The sequence below is a fragment of the Gracilibacillus salinarum genome, from assembly GCF_022919575.1.
Taxonomy (GTDB): domain Bacteria; phylum Bacillota; class Bacilli; order Bacillales; family Amphibacillaceae; genus Gracilibacillus; species Gracilibacillus salinarum.
The window spans coordinates 3,866,280-3,884,651 of the sequence record NZ_CP095071.1 but is presented as its reverse complement, the minus strand read 5'-3'; the positions used below and the strand labels follow the sequence as shown (position 1 = coordinate 3,884,651).

Sequence of the window (18,372 nt, the reverse complement as noted above, 5' to 3'; positions counted from 1 at the left end):
CCACATGTATTAGACAAACTGCTATACTTGAATTATTGACATTATGTTGTAAGGATGATTTATTATGAAGTTAGGCGCAAGAATGTTAAAAACTGGATTCGCCATTACAGTAGCACTATATATTGCCCAAATGTTTGGACTGGCAGCAGCTACTTACGCAGGAATTGCGGCAGCTTTTGCCGTACAGCCAAATATTCATCGTTCCTTTCAAACGATGTTGGAACAGATTTATGCTAATTTATTTGGGGTAAGTTTCGGGGCGCTCGTCGTATTTGGCTTTGGAAATGATCCGATTGTGATTGGTTTAACAATTATTATCGTTATCGGGCTCTGCATGTATTTCCACTTAACGGAAAACACGATCACATTAGCAATATTAGCTGTTCTGGCGGTTATGGAAACAACCGAAATGATGCTGATTACATTTGCCGGATTTCGTTTCTCCGCTCTTTTGATTGGGATTTTGTCCGCATCTTTAATTAATATGCTGTTTTTACCACCTAAATATGAACTTCGATTATTTAAATCAATTGATCGAGTTACTTCGGACATCTTACAGTGGCTTCGTATTTCTACCCGTCACTTATCAGATGATCCTGCACTAAGAACGGAGATTGACCGAATTCAGGCAGAAGTCAGAATTATCGATAATACCTACCTGTTGTTTAGTGAGGAACGTATTTATCGAAAAAAATTACGCTTACCGAAAATGCGAAAGCTGATTATCTTTCGTCAAATGATTAATACATCCAAACGTTCGTTGGCCACACTGGAAGCTTTCCATCAGTATGATGATAAAGTAGAAAACATTCCAAAAGAGTTTCAAAATGTACTGGTCGACGAATTAGATAAAATCATTTATTCCCACGAACGGCTGCTGCTAAGTGCGATGGGAAAAATTAAAAAAGATCCAACTCGTTCTATAGAAGATATCACCGATCCAGATATCTCTCACCTTGTCCAGACATTAATCGATGTCTATGAAAAAGACGACAAGGATCGTCTGGCCTTATTGCCATTGGCAGCAAGACTAATGGAATATCACAAAGAAACGTTACACCTGCAACGCATTCTAAATAGTTACCAAAAGTTTCACGATGATCTTGATTTCAATTTCAAAAAGAAACGAAAAAACAGAAGGATCATTCCTACTTTGTTCTAGTTTCTAAAAAAACCGCTGTTCTTTTAAACAGCGGTTTTTTTCATCATACATCCAATTCCTGTACCTGATAAAGTTTGTAATAATGACCTTGTTGTTGTATTAATTGTTGATGGGTCCCTTGTTCGATAATTTCACCGTTTTCGATCAGTACGATTCTGTCTGCATGAGTAATAGTCGACAGGCGGTGTGCAACGATAAAGGTTGTTCTGTCCGACGCTAGCTTTTCCAATGCTTCCTGGATCAAGTGTTCACTTTCTAAATCAAGTGCTGAAGTTGCCTCATCCAAGATTAGTAATGGAGGATTTTTTAAGAAAACACGTGCAATCGCGATTCTCTGTTTTTGACCGCCAGACAGTTTCACCCCTCGTTCTCCTACAAGGGTTTTGTAACCATCTGATAAATCAGATATGAACCCATGTGCATTTGCCGCCATCGCAGCTGCTACTACTTCTTCATCGGTTGCTTCTGGATTCCCCATACGGATGTTCATTTCAATCGATTCACTGAATAAGATATTATCTTGCAGTACCATGCCGATGTTATCCCGTAAGGATCTAGCCTGAACATCCCTAATATCCTGACCATCCACTAAAATCCGTCCACCTGTGACATCATAAAAACGCGGGATCAAACTGATGATGGTCGACTTTCCACCACCACTCATGCCGACTAAAGCGATGGTCTCGCCCTGATTAACCTGAAGCGAAATATCATTCAAGACTAAATCTCCGTCCTCCTCGTAGCGGAAGGACACACGATCAAATTCAACAGTACCATCCACTGTCTCCAATTTCGTTGCATTTGGTTTATCTTTAATATCATATTTTTCATCGATTAATTCAAATACACGATCCATTGACGCTATTGATTGAACTAATACAGTCGACGAACTGATCAATCTGCGCAGCGGACTGTACACACGGTCCATATAACCAACAAAGGCAGCAATCGTACCTACCGTTAGATTGGCTGTAATAGCGAAGTACCCTGCAAAACCTATAACTAGTAATGGTGCGACGTCCGTTATTGTGTTCATAACGGCAAATGTTTTGGCATTCCATGACGTATGATCAATTGCACGCTGCAAGAAGTTCTGATTTTTTTTCTCGAATTCCTTTTCTTCATAATCTTCTAATGCAAAGCTCCGCGTCACTGGAATTCCTTGAACACGTTCATGTAAATGGCCCTGCACCTGAGCTAGAGCCTGCGACCTGTTTCTGGTCAAGTCTCGTAATTTCCCATAAAAAATCTTTACTGAAATTGCGTACAGCGGGAATAAAGCGATCGATACGATGGTTAACCAGACATCCATAAATAACATAATGATGATAGCAATAACAATTGTAATTAAATCCAGCCAAATATTCATAAGACCTGTCATGACAAAGTTTTTAGTCTGTTCGACATCATTTATTACCCTGGAAATAATTTCGCCAGTTTTCGAGCGTGAATAGAATTGTAAACTCAGCCGCTGAATGTGATCAAACAGCTTTTCGCGAATATCATACAAAATTTTATTTCCTGTCCATTGTGCCAAATACTGTCGATAATACTCAATTGGTGGTCTCAAGGCAATAAAGAGGACACCGGCTATTCCCATCAGCCAGAATAATTGTGCCAGCTTTTCATCTGACGTCATATTCTCAGCTCCGACAATATCATCAATTACATACTTAACAATTAAAGGCATTAAAAGAGGGATTCCAAATTTCACAATCCCTATCAGTATCGTTATTAATATCTTCCATTTATACGGAAAGACATATTGCATATATCTTTTTATACTATCCAATGATGCAAACCCCCAATTCCATGAATTACTACGAACGATATGTTAAGTAGAATTCATACCATTGATCGACAAATTCTGGTGAGAATGGTCCTTTTCGTTGTCGGATCCAATTCATTAAATTGTCGACGTTGTTCCATAATATTTTGTCCAAAACTTCTGGATAATTCATTTGTTCTTTGTGAATTTCATACTCATCTTCATCTAATAAGGTATAAGTCATATCTGGAAACACTTTGACATCTAGATCATAATCAATATATTTGATTGCTCCGTCTTCAAAGACAAATGGAGAGCTTATATTGCAATAATAGTGGATGCCGTCGTCACGTAACATACCGATGACATTGAACCAATACTTAGCATGAAAGAAACATATGGCTGGTTCCCTGGTTATCCATGTTCGACCATCACTTTCGGTCACCAGCGTTTTATCATTAGCTCCTATTACCCGATTACTCGTCCCTTTTAATACAGTAGTGGTATCCCAGACACGATGGAGCTGACCGTTATGCTTATAGCTTTGAATTTGTATATTTTTTCCTGGTTCAAGGCCATCCATTCGTATCTTCCTTTCTTTTTATTTCATGGTACTAATCATTATAACGATAATTATAGGCAATTGAAAATAATACAATCGATAATCACAAGTCACCGTTCGTCTTTACTCAATTATGATCCTAGGCGGGGGATCTTAAACCCGTTGGCGAAAAACCAGGTATTCTCTGCGTTATGCTCTCTTGACCGCTTTTACTACTGGCAACTACCTGTAATATGGATTATGTAATGCTAAGGGTGTATTACATAATGGTTATTTTGATATATTTTATCTGCTTAGCAAAGCTCCGGAAATATGTTCCGCGTTCTGTGGGCACGGCTTCACTTCTATACTTTCTTGACTAAAAAAACCTGATTCCCGCATCGGGAATCAGGTTTTCATTATTGCTATTGTTATTTCTTTTTGTTTTGAGACTTTTGGTTTTGTTTGCGTACTTCTTGTGCATTTGTTTCGCTTGCAAACTCAGTACCATATTGTCCTTGACCTTGTGCTGCCTGTTGATTTTGACGCTGTACTTCTTGTGCATTTGTTTTGCTTGGATTGTTTTGTTTGTTTTGTTTAGCCATCAATATCACCTCCACGACTATTAAGTTACCCAGCATCAATTTTTTTATCCAAAAAAATTACTACTTTTCGGTGGGAGGTTAATTTTATGAAGTTTTCTTAACGAAAAGCATATATCAAGGCAATTGTTTATAAATATTTTGATGAGAAACCGGTAGTGGATATGGCGCCATTTCTTCTTCTGTAACCAGAACCATATTATCATCGGCTGCTTGCAAGTTACCTTTTACTCGCATATAGCGCACTTCTAAAAACCAAGTTAAATGGGAGAAAACATGCTTCACCGTCTCTAATTTCTTGACATCAGACACTTTTACATCAAATTTCTCTTCCACATAAGCAGCTATGTGATTCTCTCCGATCTCATCAGGTTTCACCATTGGAAATTGCCAAAGCTGTGCCAATAATCCTTGATCAGGTCGCTGCTCCAGGATAAATTTTCCGGTATCATCCTCCACTACTAGCGCAAAATAAGTATGGAAAGATTGCTTTGTTTTTTTCTTCTTTATAGGTAAAGACTGTTCCACACCGTCACGGAAAGCAATACAATGCTCTTGGACCGGACACAGTAAACAACTTGGATTCTTCGGTGTACAAATGAGCGCACCTAATTCCATTAGTCCTTGATTAAAAGCAGATGGATTCTCACTTGAAATCAACTCTCTAACCGCTGCTTCAAATGTTTTTCTTGTTTTTGGTTTGGCAATGTCTTCTTCAATTAGTAAAATTCTCGACAGTACGCGCATGACATTACCATCAACGGCAGGTTCTGGAACTCCATATGCTATACTTAAAATAGCACCTTTCGTATAAGGTCCTACGCCTTTCAAATCACCTAACTGCTTCGGATCGTCAGGTACCTTAGCATCATAATGTTCGACCACTTCCTTAACAGCCGTTTGCAAATTACGAGCACGCGAATAATAGCCTAATCCTTCCCAGGCTTTTAAGACTTCTTGCTCATTTGCATCTGCTAATGCCGTTAACGTTGGAAAATGATCGATAAAATTTTTAAAATAGGGAATAACGGTATCAACTTTCGTTTGTTGTAACATGATTTCAGAAACCCATACTCGATAAGGATCTCGATTTTCTCTCCATGGTAACGATCGCTGTTCTTTCTCAAACCATGTGATTAGATCCTCCCGAAATTGGGGTATATTTATAGTAGATGTATAATTCAAACATTCCTCATCCTTCATAATACAGTATTGATTAAGACTAGAAAGGGGCAGCTACAGATGGATACTGGCACACACATTGCAATGGGAATTGCATTAGGCGGTTTCGCAACTCTGGATCCGGCCGTACAACAAGATCCAACATTATTTACCGCTATCATGGTGGGAACCATCATCGGTTCTCATGCACCAGATTTCGATACCGTGCTGAAATTACGGAATAATGCTGCATATATTCGTAACCATCGGGGCATCACGCATTCTATTCCTGCTGTTTGCTTCTGGGGGATTGCCATTGCATCGATTATTTATTTATTCGTTCCTGACGTTCATTTTCTTCATTTATGGCTTTGGACATTCTTAGCTGTCATTCTCCATGTCTTCGTAGATGTCTTTAATGCGTACGGGACGCAAGCATATCGGCCATTTACAAAAAGGTGGGTGGCATACGGCTTTATCAGTACGTTTGACCCTTATATTTTCGGCCTGCATGTGATCGGAATTGTGGCATGGCTGTTGAGTGCAAATCCAGGTTATACGTGGCCAATGATTTATATCATTATAGTATTGTATTACATTAAACGGTATATCGACAAGCGCGAGATCGTCAAAATGATACACGAACATTATGATCATGTTGGTCAAATCGCTACTTCTCCAACTACGAAACAAAATATTTGGCGAATTTGTTTTACAACTGACCAGCATTTTTTTGTGGGACATATCAAAGAAGGTCATATTGAAATTGACGATAAATTTTACCAGATTCCAATTCCGGATGATCCATTAATGAATCTTGCGTTAAAGGATAAAAATGTTTCAGCCTTCCTATCCTTTTCACCAATATACCGTTGGGAAATAAATATGTATGATGATTTTAATGAAGTACGGTTTGTTGATCTTCGCTATCGTTCAGACGGACACTATCCATTCGTCGCCGTTGTTCAGATTGATGAGAATATGAAGATCATGAATTCTTATACAGGCTGGGTATTTTCCGAGGAAAAACTGCAAAACAAATTGAATCTTGGTGATATGGTCTAAAATATATTGGCTCTGCCCTTGATGGCAGAGCCATATTTTAATGCTTTGTATTATTCTCTCCATATATCATTTCCTGATATTTTGGATAGCGTGACATAAAATCATCTAAGCGATCACCATATTGCTGAATCCAGTGTCTGACGATTTTCTGCGTCACTTCTACTCCTTCGTATTCCCGTCCTGCTCTCGCTCTGGTTGTTTCGAAATCCTCCCACAATAGCTCTACCCAGCTGCGTGCTTCTAATATGGATAATGTTGGATTCACATCATTTAATTCAGCTGCAAGTCTTTTTATTTCTTCCTGCATCTAATTCCTCCTAATTTTCACTGCTTATCTCCTAGAATGGATAACGGGACAGCTTCCTCTGTTTCAAATCTCTGACCAAGCAGATTAATGCGATGTCCCCAGGCAAATACGCCATTTATATACGTGATTTCAAAAGTTTGTCCAGGATCGCCTGCTAATTCATAGCGCTCCCCTTTTCTAAAATCAGCCGGATTCACCAGGTAGGCAGCTGCCATTTGCATTTTTCGCTGGAGAATCTCATATTCACTGACATTCCCCCACTGCTCTGCCTTCTGTAATTGTTCTTTTAATTGTGCCACTTCAGCTCGTAATTCTTCAACTGTATATGTGCTATATCTACGTTCCATTATTACACCACCATCTGTAATGATGCTTTTATTTTATCATTACTTGGCAAAATGTAAAAAGATCGTAAACTGATTTTATTTCATTGTTGTTCCACTTCATTAACTAGTATAATAAAGTGAGACTTCAATCAATGGGGTTTTTGTGATTAGAAGCAATCTTATAAAAAGGATGGTTCTGTTTGATAAAATTATTTGCAACTGATCTTGATGGAACATTATTAAAACATGGTAATCGTATCGAAACGGAAGATATATCAGCAATCGAGCTTTTGAAAGAAAGTAACATTGACTTCGCCATTGCTACCGGACGAATGGACCGTGATATTCTTAAAGTTTGTGAAGAAATCACTACTGATGCGCATCGTATCAGTCAAAACGGTGCCTTTGTCGATACGAAGAGCAACGAAAAAATACTAGCCAATACATTTGATATTGAAACTAGCAGTGCCCTGCATCACGCGATCAGTCAATTCCCTAATCCATTTTGTATTACAACTGTCGATGAGGCATACATCTCTATTAAAACGCCCGAGATCGAGGCAATGGAACAAATTCTTTACTTTCCTCTCGTCGAAGGTGTTGATTTTGCTAATGAATACCAGGAAAATTTCTTACCAAGTAAATATATGCTTTTAGGTGATCAAAAAGATATCGTAGCATTTCAAGCGGATATTCATGAGAAGTTTCATGCAGTCTGTGAGAGTTATTTATCTGATCCGCGCTGTGTAGATATAGTACCGAAAGGTGTTAGTAAAGCAGTGGGATTACTTGCATTAGCAGATTATCTGGCGATTAAACCTGATGAAATTGCAGTAATTGGAGATTCTTTTAATGATATTCCGATGTTTGAGATGACACCGAACAGCTTTGCGATGAGTACCGCTCCTGAAGCAGTACGAAATAAAGCAGCACATGTTGTCGAAGATGTTCATGAAGCAATTGCATATGTCCAGCAAAACGTGAGCACTAAATAATTAGTGCTCTTCTGCATATTCATCTAAAAAGCGGTCAATTAAATCCGCCGGGAATCCTTTTCGGAAGAGAGCTGCTTTTACCTTAAGCTTCCATCCCTGACCGGATTCTTTCTTTTGAAATTTTGTCACCAACTTTTCACCTTGAAATACAATAGCATTGTATTCCTCTTCTTCATCACGAGTTGAATTGATCTGGCCGATCACCTCGGAAATTACATCAAAACCGAAGCCTTTCTGGATAGCTGTTTGTTTGGCGCTGTCCAGCTGTTGCTGATATGATTTTTTGCTTGATGCGGACAATTTCTTATTTATTAATTTCTCTACTTTGCTAAATTGCTTATCAAACGTATAAAGGGATAATGCTTGTGTTGTTAGATCAGCACTTACACCTTTGTCTGCCAATTCTTTCTTCACCAGGAGAGGACCTTTCGTCGAGGTTTCCATACGTGTCCTGACCAATGCTTCAGCAAAAACAAGATCATCAATTAGTCCTTCCCGTTTCAAACGGGTTGTTACCTCGCCGATGTATTGTTCATCAACTTCTTTCCGAATCAGATAATCAATAATTTCTTGCTCAGATCGCATTCTGTAACTTAAATACCTGACAGAAAGGGTATATGCCTTATAGGAAGAATCTTTTTCCTGGATTTGCGTAATCATATCAGGTGTTAACATCTGTCCTTTATGTAGATGGAACGTAATCAGCAAATCCTCATTTACACTAAATCCATAATATTCTTTCTCATGTTCTTTAAGAAAAATATTATATCGGTCCTTCGCTTTCTTTTGCGTTGTGATTTTAGCTATTTCGGGCAATATGATCACCTCTTTATGCCATTCTATCACACAAACATTTGTTCTACAAATTATAACAGGGGGTTAGCATTTATGAATATCGCTATAGCAGGTGGATCAGGTTATGTAGGAAAAAATCTGACAAGTGCTTTGACGAATAATGGAGATAATGTTTATATATTAACAAGAAATCCTGATCAACATCACAATCAGAAAAAGGTAACTTATGTAGGCTGGCTGAATGAGGAATATCAACCTGAAAAGCAGCTCCCTGCTATTGATGTCATCGTCAATCTTGCAGGAGATTCCTTGTTCGGATACTGGACCAAAACAAAAAAAGATAAAATCTTTCAAAGCAGAATTAATGCGACGTATGCGTTAATCGATTTAATCAAGAAGATGAATACAAAGCCAGAAGTACTTATTAATGCTTCAGCAGTCGGCTATTTCGGCACATCACAAGAGCAAACCTTTACTGAATTCTCTGAAGAAAAAGGGCACGATTTCTTGGCTGAAGTTACCCAAGCTTGGGAGCAAACTGCAATTGAGGCACGATCATATGGTGTACGAACAGTGATCGCAAGACTTGGCGTCATTCTCGGTAAAGAGGGTGCCCTGCCATTAATGGCCATGCCCTTCCGCTTATTTATCGGAGGAAAAATCGGCTCCGGAAGGCAATGGGTTTCCTGGATTCATATTGATGATGTCGTTGGTTTAATTCGCTTCGCAATGGACAATAAGAAAGTAAATAAATCATTCCATTTAACAGCACCGCAGCCTGTCCAGAATAAGCAATTAGCTCGAACACTCGCCAGCGTGTTAAGTCGGCCAAATTGGTTTCCGACACCAAAGTTTTTATTGCAAACTGTTTTAGGAGATATGAGCATTCTCGTAGTCGATGGGCAGAAGGTAATTCCAGAGAAGGCGTTGGATTTTGGCTATGACTTTCATTACCCAACCATCGAGACAGCTTTGAAAGAAATCTATGAATAACAGCGTTTTATCGGCATTTTCATCCATTTATGACGTTTTCATTAATTAATAATGAAGTTTTCTTAATATTCCTTCATTTTACTCAATATTTTTTCGTATTATTTTGCATTTACCTATTTACAATTACTAGCTTTATTGTGTAATATAAGGAGAGAAATGAGCAAGTATTTTTGTTGCGACGTTTATATAGGGAAGGCAAATGGTGCGCCACCAGTTAGAACTGGTTCTAGTGGGTTCGATTCCCACCCCGAATTTTTGTTTAAATTTTGATAAAAATTCGAGGGTGGTAAAGACACTATCATGCGCTACAATTCTGTCTTCTTTGTCCACCCTCCAAGGTAATGAAGGAGGGGTTTTTTATGCTCAAAAAACGAGATGTTCAGGACGCACCAGTTCTATACGAATTAATGTCACATCCTGAAGTATTTCCATATGTTCGACACAAAGCATATTCCAGTGATGAATTTTACTTTTTAACGAAACAAACCATAGAGGCTGAAGAAAACGGTGATTTAATTTCACGTACGATTATGGATGAATATTATAATCCAATCGGGACCATTAATTTATTTGATATCGAAAATAATGCAGGATTTCTGGCTACATGGATCGGTCAGCCCTATTTCGGCAAAGGCTATAACAAATTAGCTAAAGATGCATTCTTTAATGAACTGTTTTGCCATCATCCGATCGATGCTATTTTCATTAAGATCCGCCGTACCAATACGCGTTCGTTAAAAGCGATCTTAAAGATTCCATATGTCATGCATGGAAATGAAGTATATGATGAGGTTTTTGCAAAAATAAACAGTGATCAGGAAGAACCTGTTTATGACTTATATGTCATTAGAAAAGAAACATACTTCTCCCATTTAGAATCTGCCAAAGAAAACGAAGAAGCCATATGAACAGTTATCCACAAACCTGTGCACAATGTGCATAAGGCTTGTGGATCTTGTTTTGATAAGGGCAGTTATACAGATGGTTTCCGTGAGATAAAATGTGGATACTGTGTATAAGTCTGATTTTATTTATGTTTTACAGTTTTGTTGTGTGGATAAACCTGTGTATACTCTACAAAGGGGTTGCGCACTACTTCCGGTTAGGCGTATGATAAATAGCGGAGGATGTAACATGAAGTATATTCGAATTGTATTACAAATAAGTGTGTTATTTATTTTTTCTTATATAGGTGAATGGATCCAGGAGGAGTTCTCACTCTTTGTCCCGGGTAGCATCATCGGCATGCTGCTCTTTTTTGTTCTGCTTACAACTAAACTAATTAAAGTAGCTTGGATCGAAGACGGCATCGACTTCATCATGAAAGATATGCCGATCTTTTTTGTTCCTGTAACCGTTGGTGTTGTCGAACATCTGCACTTCTTTGCTGGAAAAGGTAGTCTGCTGATTCCGCTCATAATGCTTAGCACTTTTTTAGTGGTTTCGATCAGCAGTCTCTTCACCTCGTTACTTTTAAAGAAAGAAGCTGATACCAATGAATAATATGGTAACTGGTGCTTGCTTTTTCCTGGCAACGATACTTGTATTCGCGATCACCAAACTGGTATATAAGAAAATTCCAAGTCCGTTTACATTGCCAATCTTTTTGACATCCGTATTTTTTGTCCTTTTATTAGTAACTACAGACTTTTCATACTCCGATTATTGGAATGGCGGCAAATGGATTGACCAGTTTCTTGGACCTGTCGTAGTTGCCTTGGCTTTACCGCTGTATCGACAGCTTGAGCTAATTAAACGATATGCCCGAACGATTCTGACTGGTGTGTTTGCTGGATCAGTGGTAGGTGTGTTAACCGGGATAATCGGTGTCAAACTGCTCGGATTTGAAAATATCATTATTTACACAGTGGCGGCTAAATCTGTCACCACACCTGTTGCACTGAGTATTACAGAAACTGCTCATGGCAATTTAGCTTTGGCAGCTGTTTTCGTCATGATTGCCGGTATCAGTGGTGCGATGTTCGGTCCTTTGATTTTGAAGATTTGCCGAGTTACCCACCCGGTAGCAAGAGGAATAGGTATCGGTACAGCTTCTCATGCGATTGGTACCTCGAAAGCATTGGAATTAGGAGAGCTTGAGGGATCTGTCAGTGCATTGTCCATGACGATTAGTGCTGTTTTCGTTTCCTTTCTAGTACCATTGTTTTTAGTTTTCGTATAGTGTTGCCTCTTTTTGCCCAAGCTTAACTATTGACAAAGCACGTTTCAAGCGTTAGTTTATAACATGATTCTCTGTAAATCTGTTGTAACAAAAGACTGATTTAGATGGAAGGTGATAGTATGGGAATCGTTGTCGTAGAAATTTGTGATAGTAATTTAATGAATACATTTGATATAGAAACATTGATCGAATCCGAATATCCTGAGGTAGCCGTCTTGATCAGCGACTGCTTGAGCTTCTGTGGTTTGTGCCGGCTCAAACCATATACACTGGTAAATAACCGCAGAATCCATGGTAAAACCCCAGAGGAAACGTTGGATAAGATCCGCGTAGCAATTGAAGAAGAGCTTGCTGTTTTTGAATAATACCACTTAAGGCTGGGACAGTATATCCCAGCTTTTTTATGATCTTATTCGATTACAGTACTGTCTTTTGGATGCTCTTTTGTTCGAATGTGGCATGCTTTCGTTCATAACTTTGCTTCAGATTCTTGCTTTTGGTCGAATGTGATCCTCTTTCGTTCATTACTCTGTTTCAGATTCTTGTTTTTGATCGAATGGGGTCCCTGATCATCCACTTTTACACGAAGTAACTTGTCCCTGGTAGCTACAATAGAAATGCGCTTAGGATAATAACACCCAAGCGCCATTGTTTTACAAGCTTAAAAAATCTGCATACGGATATCCGAGCGCATTTGCTACTGCCTCGTGAACAACCTTTCCCTTATAAGTATTAATGCCCCGAGCAAAATTCGGATCACTTTGCATTGTTTTTTCAAATCCTTGATTAGCGAGACGCAACACATAAGGAGCGGTCATATTCGTCAGTGAGTAGGTCGCCGTCCGTGATACTGCACCTGGAATATTCGCAACCGCGTAATGAAGGATGCCATGCTTTACATACACAGGGTCCTGATGAGTGGTGACGCGATCAACAGTTTCGATCGATCCGCCTTGATCGACTGCTACATCAACGACAACAGAGCCTGGTTCCATCGATTGAATCATTTCCTCTGTTACAAGCTTTGGAGCTTTTGCACCTGGAATCAACACGGCCCCTACTACTAAATCAGCTTTTTTCACTTTTTCCATTAGGTTATATTTATTCGATGCAAGTGTGCGAATTTTCCCTTGAAATAAATCCTCTAATTCTCGTAATCGCTGAATATTAATATCTAATATCGTCACATTAGCACCTAAGCCGATTGCCATCTTTGCTGCATTAGTTCCAACAATGCCACCACCAACAATAACAACATTGGCAGGCGATACTCCTGGTACACCACTTGCTAAAACCCCTTTACCGCCATGTGTTTTTTCGAGAAAATGAACACCAGATTGGATCGACATCCGCCCCGCAATTTCACTCATAGGTGTAAGCAACGGCAAGTCACCATATTTACCCTGTACTGTTTCATATGCGATTCCGGTTGTTTCTGCCTGAATTAATGCATCTGCTACTTCTTTTTCGGCAGCTAAGTGCATATACGTAAAAAGAAGTTGATCTTTTCGAAACAAAGAAAATTCAGATGGCTGCGGTTCTTTCACTTTGACCACTAACTCCTGCGCCCAGGCTTCATCAGGAGAAGGAACAATAATGGCACCAGCATCTTTATAGACTTGATCACTTATTCCACTACCGTTCCCTGCTCCACTCTCCACCTTAACTTTATGACCTGCTTGCGTCAGCATCATCACGCCTGCAGGAGTCATTGCGACACGATTTTCATTACTTTTAATTTCCTTCGGTACACCAATTTTCATTCATCCACCTACTTTCTCTATGCTAGTATGTTATGTTTCTATCTTGTTATTCGTTTTCCCATTTTTTCACTGTCTTAATACAAAATCATCTTATTTCAGCGATTTAATTATTTAATGCACATTATTTAATATATATGTTGCATTAATTAATTAAATAATGTATATTATATATAAGAAATGAATGATCACCAAAAGGAGGACATTAAGTATGAACTCTACAAAAAAAGGATTGGCAATGGGGATTGTGATTTGTTCAAATTGCGGAAGTTCGATTGATGCATTACCAACACAGAAGGTGACGACTTATTATTCTTACTGTAATCATCCAGAATGTCAAAAAAGGAAAAATGGATAAAAACAGGAAACAGATTAATTTGGCTAAGCATACTTTTACTTCATGCTTAGCCTTCTTATTTACTATAAAAACTTGACATTTTGTTTAATTTCTATTACCTTGAAATAAACAACTAAATAATTAGTTATTTAATTGAACAGGAGACGATTTAATGAAACCTTCACATACTACTCAATTGGAACTAAAAGTACACCAACAATTAAGAGATTGTAGCGAAATATTTCTTGCATTGGCTGACCCCATTAGACAGGACATTATCATGCTCCTAACGAAACACGAGAAACTAAACGTCGGTCAAATACTAGAACATTCATCGATGTCACGCTCTGCCATCTCTCATCATCTAAAGATATTACGTCAAGCTAATTTAGTGAACGCAAATAAAAAAGGCACAGAAATTTTCTATTCTCTTCATATCGAAGATGCTGTACCACTGCTTAAAGCTTTTTTAAATACCACCGAGAAAATAATGGCGTGCAAAACTCCTAAATGAGGAAACTTGCTAATTTTACATTATATATATCCATATAATTAAATGTTTAGTTGTTTGGTTGAGATATTTTAAATAATGGAGGAGATTGGAATGAATACCGTTCTCATAACAGGTGGTTCAAGCGGAATTGGTTACGAATTTGCCAAATTATTTGCAAAGAAGCAATATCGAATAATTCTAGCATCACGAAATGGAGAAAAGTTGCAAGAAACAGCTAATTATTTACAGCAAACCTATCAGGTTGATACTCTATTTGTAACTGTTGACTTAGCAAAAAGTAATGGCCCTGATATGTTATACAACCATCTAAAGGAACGTTCAATTGAAATTGATGTTTTGATCAATAATGCCGGACGAGGCTCATTTGGGATGCTTCATGAACAATCTATTCAAAGCGAGATTGACATGATACATTTAAATGTTCATAGTGTTTCCCATCTCATGATGCTTTTCCTCAAAGATATGGTTAACAAAGATAGCGGACGCATTCTTAATATTGGCTCAACAACTTCATTTTATCCTTGCCCACTAAGCGCAAATTACTCTGCATCTAAAGCATTCGTGCTATATTTAACAGAGGCTGTTGCAACTGAATTAGAAGGTAGTAATGTTAGTGTTACAGCTTTATGCCCCGGTGCTACAACTACAGATTTCTTTAAAAATGCTAAGATGGAGAAACAAAAAGTGTCTAAAAAAGAGGAAACGATGGATCCACAGAAGGTAGCAGCAATTGGATATAAAGCTATGATGAAGCGAAAAAAATATGTCATTCCTGGTTTTCAAAATTGGTTATTATCACACTCCCCCAGACTTTTCCCCAGGAGTACAGTTACAAGTATTACTCGACGGGTGCTGGAAAAGAAAAAATAATATTATTCTGTTAACTCAAAAAAGAGGCTAATTAACAACTTTAGCCTCTTTCTTTTACTATATGGAGCATAGCGGGCTCGAACCGCTGACCCTCGCGCTGCCAGCACGATGCTCTCCCAGCTGAGCTAATGCCCCGATATTCACTACCTCTATTATTAGAAAAATGAAGCAATTCGTCAAGCTTTTTTTTACTCGGCGATTTCTTTTCTTTGCAGTATCAAGTTTGATAAAACGATTAACAGAACAGCGAGTAATAGCGTAACACTTGCTCCTCCCCACAACGACTCTGGTACTGTTCCTTCTGACAAAAAGGTACTAATGTGCTGACTGATGCTGTTCGGGAACCATGGTAATTGATGCGAGAAAATTTGATTAAATCCTGACATCAGCATGATTGTAGCGACTGTTAATGTTAATACCAATCCAGAATTAGTAACCACTGTATTATAAAAAATCGTTAGTGATACAACAAAGATCAGCCAAATAAAATAAAAGAAAAAGAGTCCGACAAATTCAGTAACAGCAAGATCACCAAATAATAAATAGACGTAATACCAGCTTATAAGCATTCCTAATAGAAATGAGGTGAATACCAATAATAGTTTAGCGGCCCATTTTGCCGTTATATACGTCAGATAGCGCACCGGTTTAACTAAGACTAATTGAGCTACGCCGCTTTTTCGTTCCCCTGCAATGACTGCCATCGATATTGCGACTACGACTAATACACCCAGACTGCTGAGTTCTGCTAAACTTAGCATGATGGCTTCTCCTGCTTGCAAATCTGGTGCAGGGATAATTGTTCCCTCTGGTAATCCACCTACCGAATCCAGGATAACCGGCATATAATACGTAGTTAGTGGATCCATCACACATAACATCATAAAGACAAGAGGTACCCAAATCCATTTATAATTGCGCCAGTCTTCGATTACTTCTTTTTGAAAAATCGTGATCCATTGCATTACTGCTTCACCACTTTCATAAATAGATCTTCTAATGTGGTTTTACTAAAAGCGAGCTTTTCGATTGGCCAATTTTCTGCCACTACATATGATAGTATTTCTTTGCGGGCATGTTCGACATTGCTGACAGTTAGATGAATTTCACCCTTCTGTTCCTGAATCTGCTCCACTACCGCTAATTGCTTTAGCTTCTCTGCATATGCAGCATGATTACCTTGAAACGCCAACTCTAATTTCGTGCTTTGATGTTCTGCACGTAACGAAGCAATCGAACCCGACAAGACAATCTCACCATCGTGCATCATCAACACATCATCACATATTTCTTCAGCATCTCCTAGAATATGTGTGGAGAACAAAATGGTAGTTTGCTCTTTCAATTCTTCCATCAACGTCAAAATTTCCCGACGTCCGATTGGGTCAAGAGACGATACCGGCTCATCGAGCATCAGCATTTGCGGCTTGTGAATCATCGCTTGGGCAATGCCAAGCCGCTGCTTCATTCCGCCCGAGTATTTACCAATACGATGATTCGCTGATTCTTCCATCCCTACTTTTTCAAGCAGTTGCAGAGCTCTTTGTTCTGCTTCTTTCTTCGTTAAGTTCGCTAAACGACCAACATATACTAAAAACTCTTTCCCTGACATCCATGGATGAAAGACAGGATATTGCGGAAGGTAGCCAATATAGCTGCGAATATCATACTGTTCCGAACCAGGAAAACGAATCGAGCCAGCAGTTGGTTTCAACAGCCCTGAGAGCACCTTAAGTGTCGTTGTTTTTCCCGCACCATTTGGACCGAGTAATGCGACACATTTTCCTGTATCAAGTTGAAAATCAATCCCTTTCACAACTTGCTTGCCTTTAAAGGATTTCTTGAGTTGCTGCACTTCCATCACAGCCATTTAATATTGTCTCCTTCCAATAATGAAATAAAGTACTGGCCCAATGAATCCAATCAATATAATAATAACCGCCCACATAGCTTTCGGACCATTGGTATGATCTGCTTTTACTAACGAAATAATGGCAATAATCATTAACAGAAATTGAATCACAGCTAATGGTGCGATAACAGGTAAAAAATCCATGCTGATCACCTCCTTCTATAGATACGTTCGAGCATACATTTGGTTTCAGAAAAAAAGCACACCTGTTAAGGCATGCTTATCCTCGTTCAATTGGAAACGTACAGCAGCGAAAGGAACCTCCGGATTTAATAATTTCAGAAAAATCCACTTCGATTACAACGAATCCTTTATCTGTCAGGTTTTGATTGACCTGCTTGTTTACCGGCAGAGAAATTACCTTATACTCTCCAATTGAGAATACATTGGTCCCTAATGAAAATTGTTCTTCCTCCGAAACCTCAATTAAATCGTAATGCTGACGTAACTTCGACAGATCCTCCTTACTGAATGCTTGCGGATAGATTAGGCCAGTTGTTTCGCTGACAAGATTGAAACAGCAATCAAGATGAAGAATATCTTCTCGAATTGGTAATGGGATTACTTGTCTGTCTGGCAAACGTTTTTGCAATTCTGCAATCGCACTTTCTTCGGTTCGTTTACTTACTCCAACCCAGACAAGATCCCCCGCTACGACAACATCGCCACCTTCAATCGATCCACCCATCGCAGTGCTGTACGGGATCTGATGCTCGTCTAATACTCGTTGCAGCGTGTTAACCTCCGCCTTGCGAATATCACGGCTCATTTCTGCTGTATATAAAGTATCTCCAATGGTAAATCCAATATCTCTAGTAAAAACCTGTTCGTTGAGATTTGGATCTGCAGGCAACTCTAGCACGTTTACCTGATGCTTTCTTAATGTATCGATAAAATGCTGATGCTGCTTCAACGCAATCGGAATGTCAATGTTCTCGTCCTCATAAAATTTCTGTGTCTCATTTATAATCTTTTTAATTTCCATGTATTGAGGTGGGCAGACAATGACCTGTTTTAAGCGGTCATATTCGTTGAGCTGTTTAATCATGGATAAAGCCCCCCTTATAATATTTTTTACGGAC

General features: G+C 38.8%; 23 protein-coding genes and 1 tRNA gene. 11 read left to right on the top strand and 13 right to left on the bottom strand.

Annotated elements, in window-relative coordinates:
* Positions 1–64 precede the first annotated feature (64 nt).
* Complete coding sequence (locus MUN87_RS18225; RefSeq protein WP_244742565.1) at positions 65–1,162, top strand: FUSC family protein; 1,098 nt, start codon at positions 65–67, stop codon at positions 1,160–1,162.
* 43 nt (positions 1,163–1,205) lie between these two features.
* Here the strand turns inward: MUN87_RS18225 and MUN87_RS18220 are convergent, their stop codons facing one another.
* The 4 genes from MUN87_RS18220 to mutY form a co-directional block, all read right to left on the bottom strand.
* Positions 1,206–2,954: an ABC transporter ATP-binding protein gene (locus tag MUN87_RS18220; protein ID WP_305037405.1), complete on the bottom strand. Its 1,749-nt coding sequence runs from the start codon at positions 2,952–2,954 to the stop codon at positions 1,206–1,208.
* Between the two features lie 28 nt (positions 2,955–2,982).
* Positions 2,983–3,513 carry a nucleoside tri-diphosphate phosphatase gene (gene ntdP / locus MUN87_RS18215; protein WP_244742562.1) on the bottom strand — a complete coding sequence of 177 codons (531 nt, stop codon included), beginning with the start codon at positions 3,511–3,513 and terminating at the stop codon, positions 2,983–2,985.
* Positions 3,514–3,902: 389 nt separating this feature from the next.
* Positions 3,903–4,076, bottom strand: coding sequence for a gamma-type small acid-soluble spore protein (locus MUN87_RS18210; protein WP_439649635.1), 174 nt, complete (start codon positions 4,074–4,076; stop codon positions 3,903–3,905).
* 114 nt (positions 4,077–4,190) lie between these two features.
* A complete protein-coding gene (mutY, locus tag MUN87_RS18205; RefSeq protein WP_439649634.1) occupies positions 4,191–5,276 on the bottom strand; it encodes an A/G-specific adenine glycosylase in 1,086 nt (361 codons plus the stop codon).
* A 39-nt stretch (positions 5,277–5,315) separates the two neighbouring features.
* On the opposite strand from mutY, the gene MUN87_RS18200 reads away from it, so the two are divergent.
* The gene (locus MUN87_RS18200) at positions 5,316–6,299 is read left to right on the top strand and encodes a metal-dependent hydrolase (protein ID WP_244742557.1); all 984 of its coding nucleotides are present in this window, start codon (positions 5,316–5,318) and stop codon (positions 6,297–6,299) included.
* A gap of 37 nt (positions 6,300–6,336) precedes the next feature.
* Here MUN87_RS18200 and MUN87_RS18195 read toward each other — a convergent pair whose 3' ends face one another.
* A complete protein-coding gene (locus MUN87_RS18195; RefSeq protein WP_244742555.1) occupies positions 6,337–6,606 on the bottom strand; it encodes a YfhJ family protein in 270 nt (89 codons plus the stop codon).
* 17 nt (positions 6,607–6,623) lie between these two features.
* A complete protein-coding gene (locus MUN87_RS18190) occupies positions 6,624–6,953 on the bottom strand; it encodes a YfhH family protein (RefSeq protein WP_244742552.1) in 330 nt (109 codons plus the stop codon).
* A gap of 179 nt (positions 6,954–7,132) precedes the next feature.
* Between MUN87_RS18190 and MUN87_RS18185 the strand changes: the two genes are divergently transcribed.
* Positions 7,133–7,927 (top strand): HAD family hydrolase, encoded by a 795-nt coding sequence (locus tag MUN87_RS18185; RefSeq protein WP_244742549.1) that lies wholly within the window; start codon positions 7,133–7,135, stop codon positions 7,925–7,927.
* Here the strand turns inward: MUN87_RS18185 and recX are convergent, their stop codons facing one another.
* A complete protein-coding gene (gene recX, locus MUN87_RS18180) occupies positions 7,928–8,752 on the bottom strand; it encodes a recombination regulator RecX (protein WP_244748009.1) in 825 nt (274 codons plus the stop codon). It lies immediately after the preceding gene.
* 63 nt (positions 8,753–8,815) lie between these two features.
* Between recX and MUN87_RS18175 the strand changes: the two genes are divergently transcribed.
* The 5 genes from MUN87_RS18175 (at position 8,816) to MUN87_RS18155 (ending at position 12,262) form a co-directional block, all read left to right on the top strand.
* On the top strand, positions 8,816–9,715 hold the full coding sequence (locus MUN87_RS18175; RefSeq protein ID WP_244742547.1) for a TIGR01777 family oxidoreductase: 900 nt from the start codon (positions 8,816–8,818) through the stop codon (positions 9,713–9,715).
* 359 nt (positions 9,716–10,074) lie between these two features.
* Positions 10,075–10,623 (top strand): GNAT family N-acetyltransferase, encoded by a 549-nt coding sequence (locus MUN87_RS18170; RefSeq protein WP_244742544.1) that lies wholly within the window; start codon positions 10,075–10,077, stop codon positions 10,621–10,623.
* A 226-nt stretch (positions 10,624–10,849) separates the two neighbouring features.
* Entirely contained in the window at positions 10,850–11,218 is a 369-nt protein-coding gene (locus tag MUN87_RS18165) for a CidA/LrgA family protein (protein WP_244742542.1), read from the top strand.
* Positions 11,211–11,897 (top strand): LrgB family protein, encoded by a 687-nt coding sequence (locus MUN87_RS18160; RefSeq protein ID WP_244742540.1) that lies wholly within the window; start codon positions 11,211–11,213, stop codon positions 11,895–11,897. The genes MUN87_RS18165 and MUN87_RS18160 overlap by 8 nt, the downstream gene beginning before the upstream one ends.
* A 119-nt stretch (positions 11,898–12,016) precedes the next feature.
* Positions 12,017–12,262, top strand: coding sequence for a YuzB family protein (locus MUN87_RS18155; protein WP_244742537.1), 246 nt, complete (start codon positions 12,017–12,019; stop codon positions 12,260–12,262).
* A 288-nt stretch (positions 12,263–12,550) separates the two neighbouring features.
* Here the strand turns inward: MUN87_RS18155 and ald are convergent, their stop codons facing one another.
* Complete coding sequence (gene ald / locus MUN87_RS18150; protein ID WP_244742535.1) at positions 12,551–13,660, bottom strand: alanine dehydrogenase; 1,110 nt, start codon at positions 13,658–13,660, stop codon at positions 12,551–12,553.
* Positions 13,661–13,868: 208 nt separating this feature from the next.
* Between ald and MUN87_RS18145 the strand changes: the two genes are divergently transcribed.
* The 3 genes from MUN87_RS18145 (at position 13,869) to MUN87_RS18135 (ending at position 15,378) form a co-directional block, all read left to right on the top strand.
* Positions 13,869–14,015 carry a GapA-binding peptide SR1P gene (locus MUN87_RS18145; RefSeq protein WP_244742532.1) on the top strand — a complete coding sequence of 49 codons (147 nt, stop codon included), beginning with the start codon at positions 13,869–13,871 and terminating at the stop codon, positions 14,013–14,015.
* Between the two features lie 151 nt (positions 14,016–14,166).
* Positions 14,167–14,508, top strand: a complete 342-nt coding sequence (locus MUN87_RS18140) for an ArsR/SmtB family transcription factor (protein WP_244742529.1) — start codon at positions 14,167–14,169, stop codon at positions 14,506–14,508.
* Positions 14,509–14,598: 90 nt separating this feature from the next.
* Positions 14,599–15,378 carry an SDR family NAD(P)-dependent oxidoreductase gene (locus MUN87_RS18135; RefSeq protein ID WP_244742526.1) on the top strand — a complete coding sequence of 260 codons (780 nt, stop codon included), beginning with the start codon at positions 14,599–14,601 and terminating at the stop codon, positions 15,376–15,378.
* A gap of 62 nt (positions 15,379–15,440) precedes the next feature.
* Here the strand turns inward: MUN87_RS18135 and MUN87_RS18130 are convergent.
* The 5 genes from MUN87_RS18130 to MUN87_RS18110 form a co-directional block, all read right to left on the bottom strand.
* Positions 15,441–15,513 (bottom strand) — tRNA-Ala (locus MUN87_RS18130).
* A 53-nt stretch (positions 15,514–15,566) separates the two neighbouring features.
* Positions 15,567–16,343 carry an ABC transporter permease gene (locus tag MUN87_RS18125; RefSeq protein ID WP_244742523.1) on the bottom strand — a complete coding sequence of 259 codons (777 nt, stop codon included), beginning with the start codon at positions 16,341–16,343 and terminating at the stop codon, positions 15,567–15,569.
* Positions 16,343–17,248, bottom strand: coding sequence for an ABC transporter ATP-binding protein (locus MUN87_RS18120; protein ID WP_244742521.1), 906 nt, complete (start codon positions 17,246–17,248; stop codon positions 16,343–16,345). Before MUN87_RS18120 ends, MUN87_RS18125 begins: the two co-directional genes overlap by 1 nt.
* A complete protein-coding gene (locus MUN87_RS18115) occupies positions 17,249–17,434 on the bottom strand; it encodes a PLD nuclease N-terminal domain-containing protein (RefSeq protein WP_244742518.1) in 186 nt (61 codons plus the stop codon).
* A 76-nt stretch (positions 17,435–17,510) separates the two neighbouring features.
* Positions 17,511–18,338, bottom strand: coding sequence for a dimethylarginine dimethylaminohydrolase family protein (locus MUN87_RS18110; RefSeq protein WP_244742516.1), 828 nt, complete (start codon positions 18,336–18,338; stop codon positions 17,511–17,513).
* Positions 18,339–18,372 lie beyond the last annotated feature (34 nt).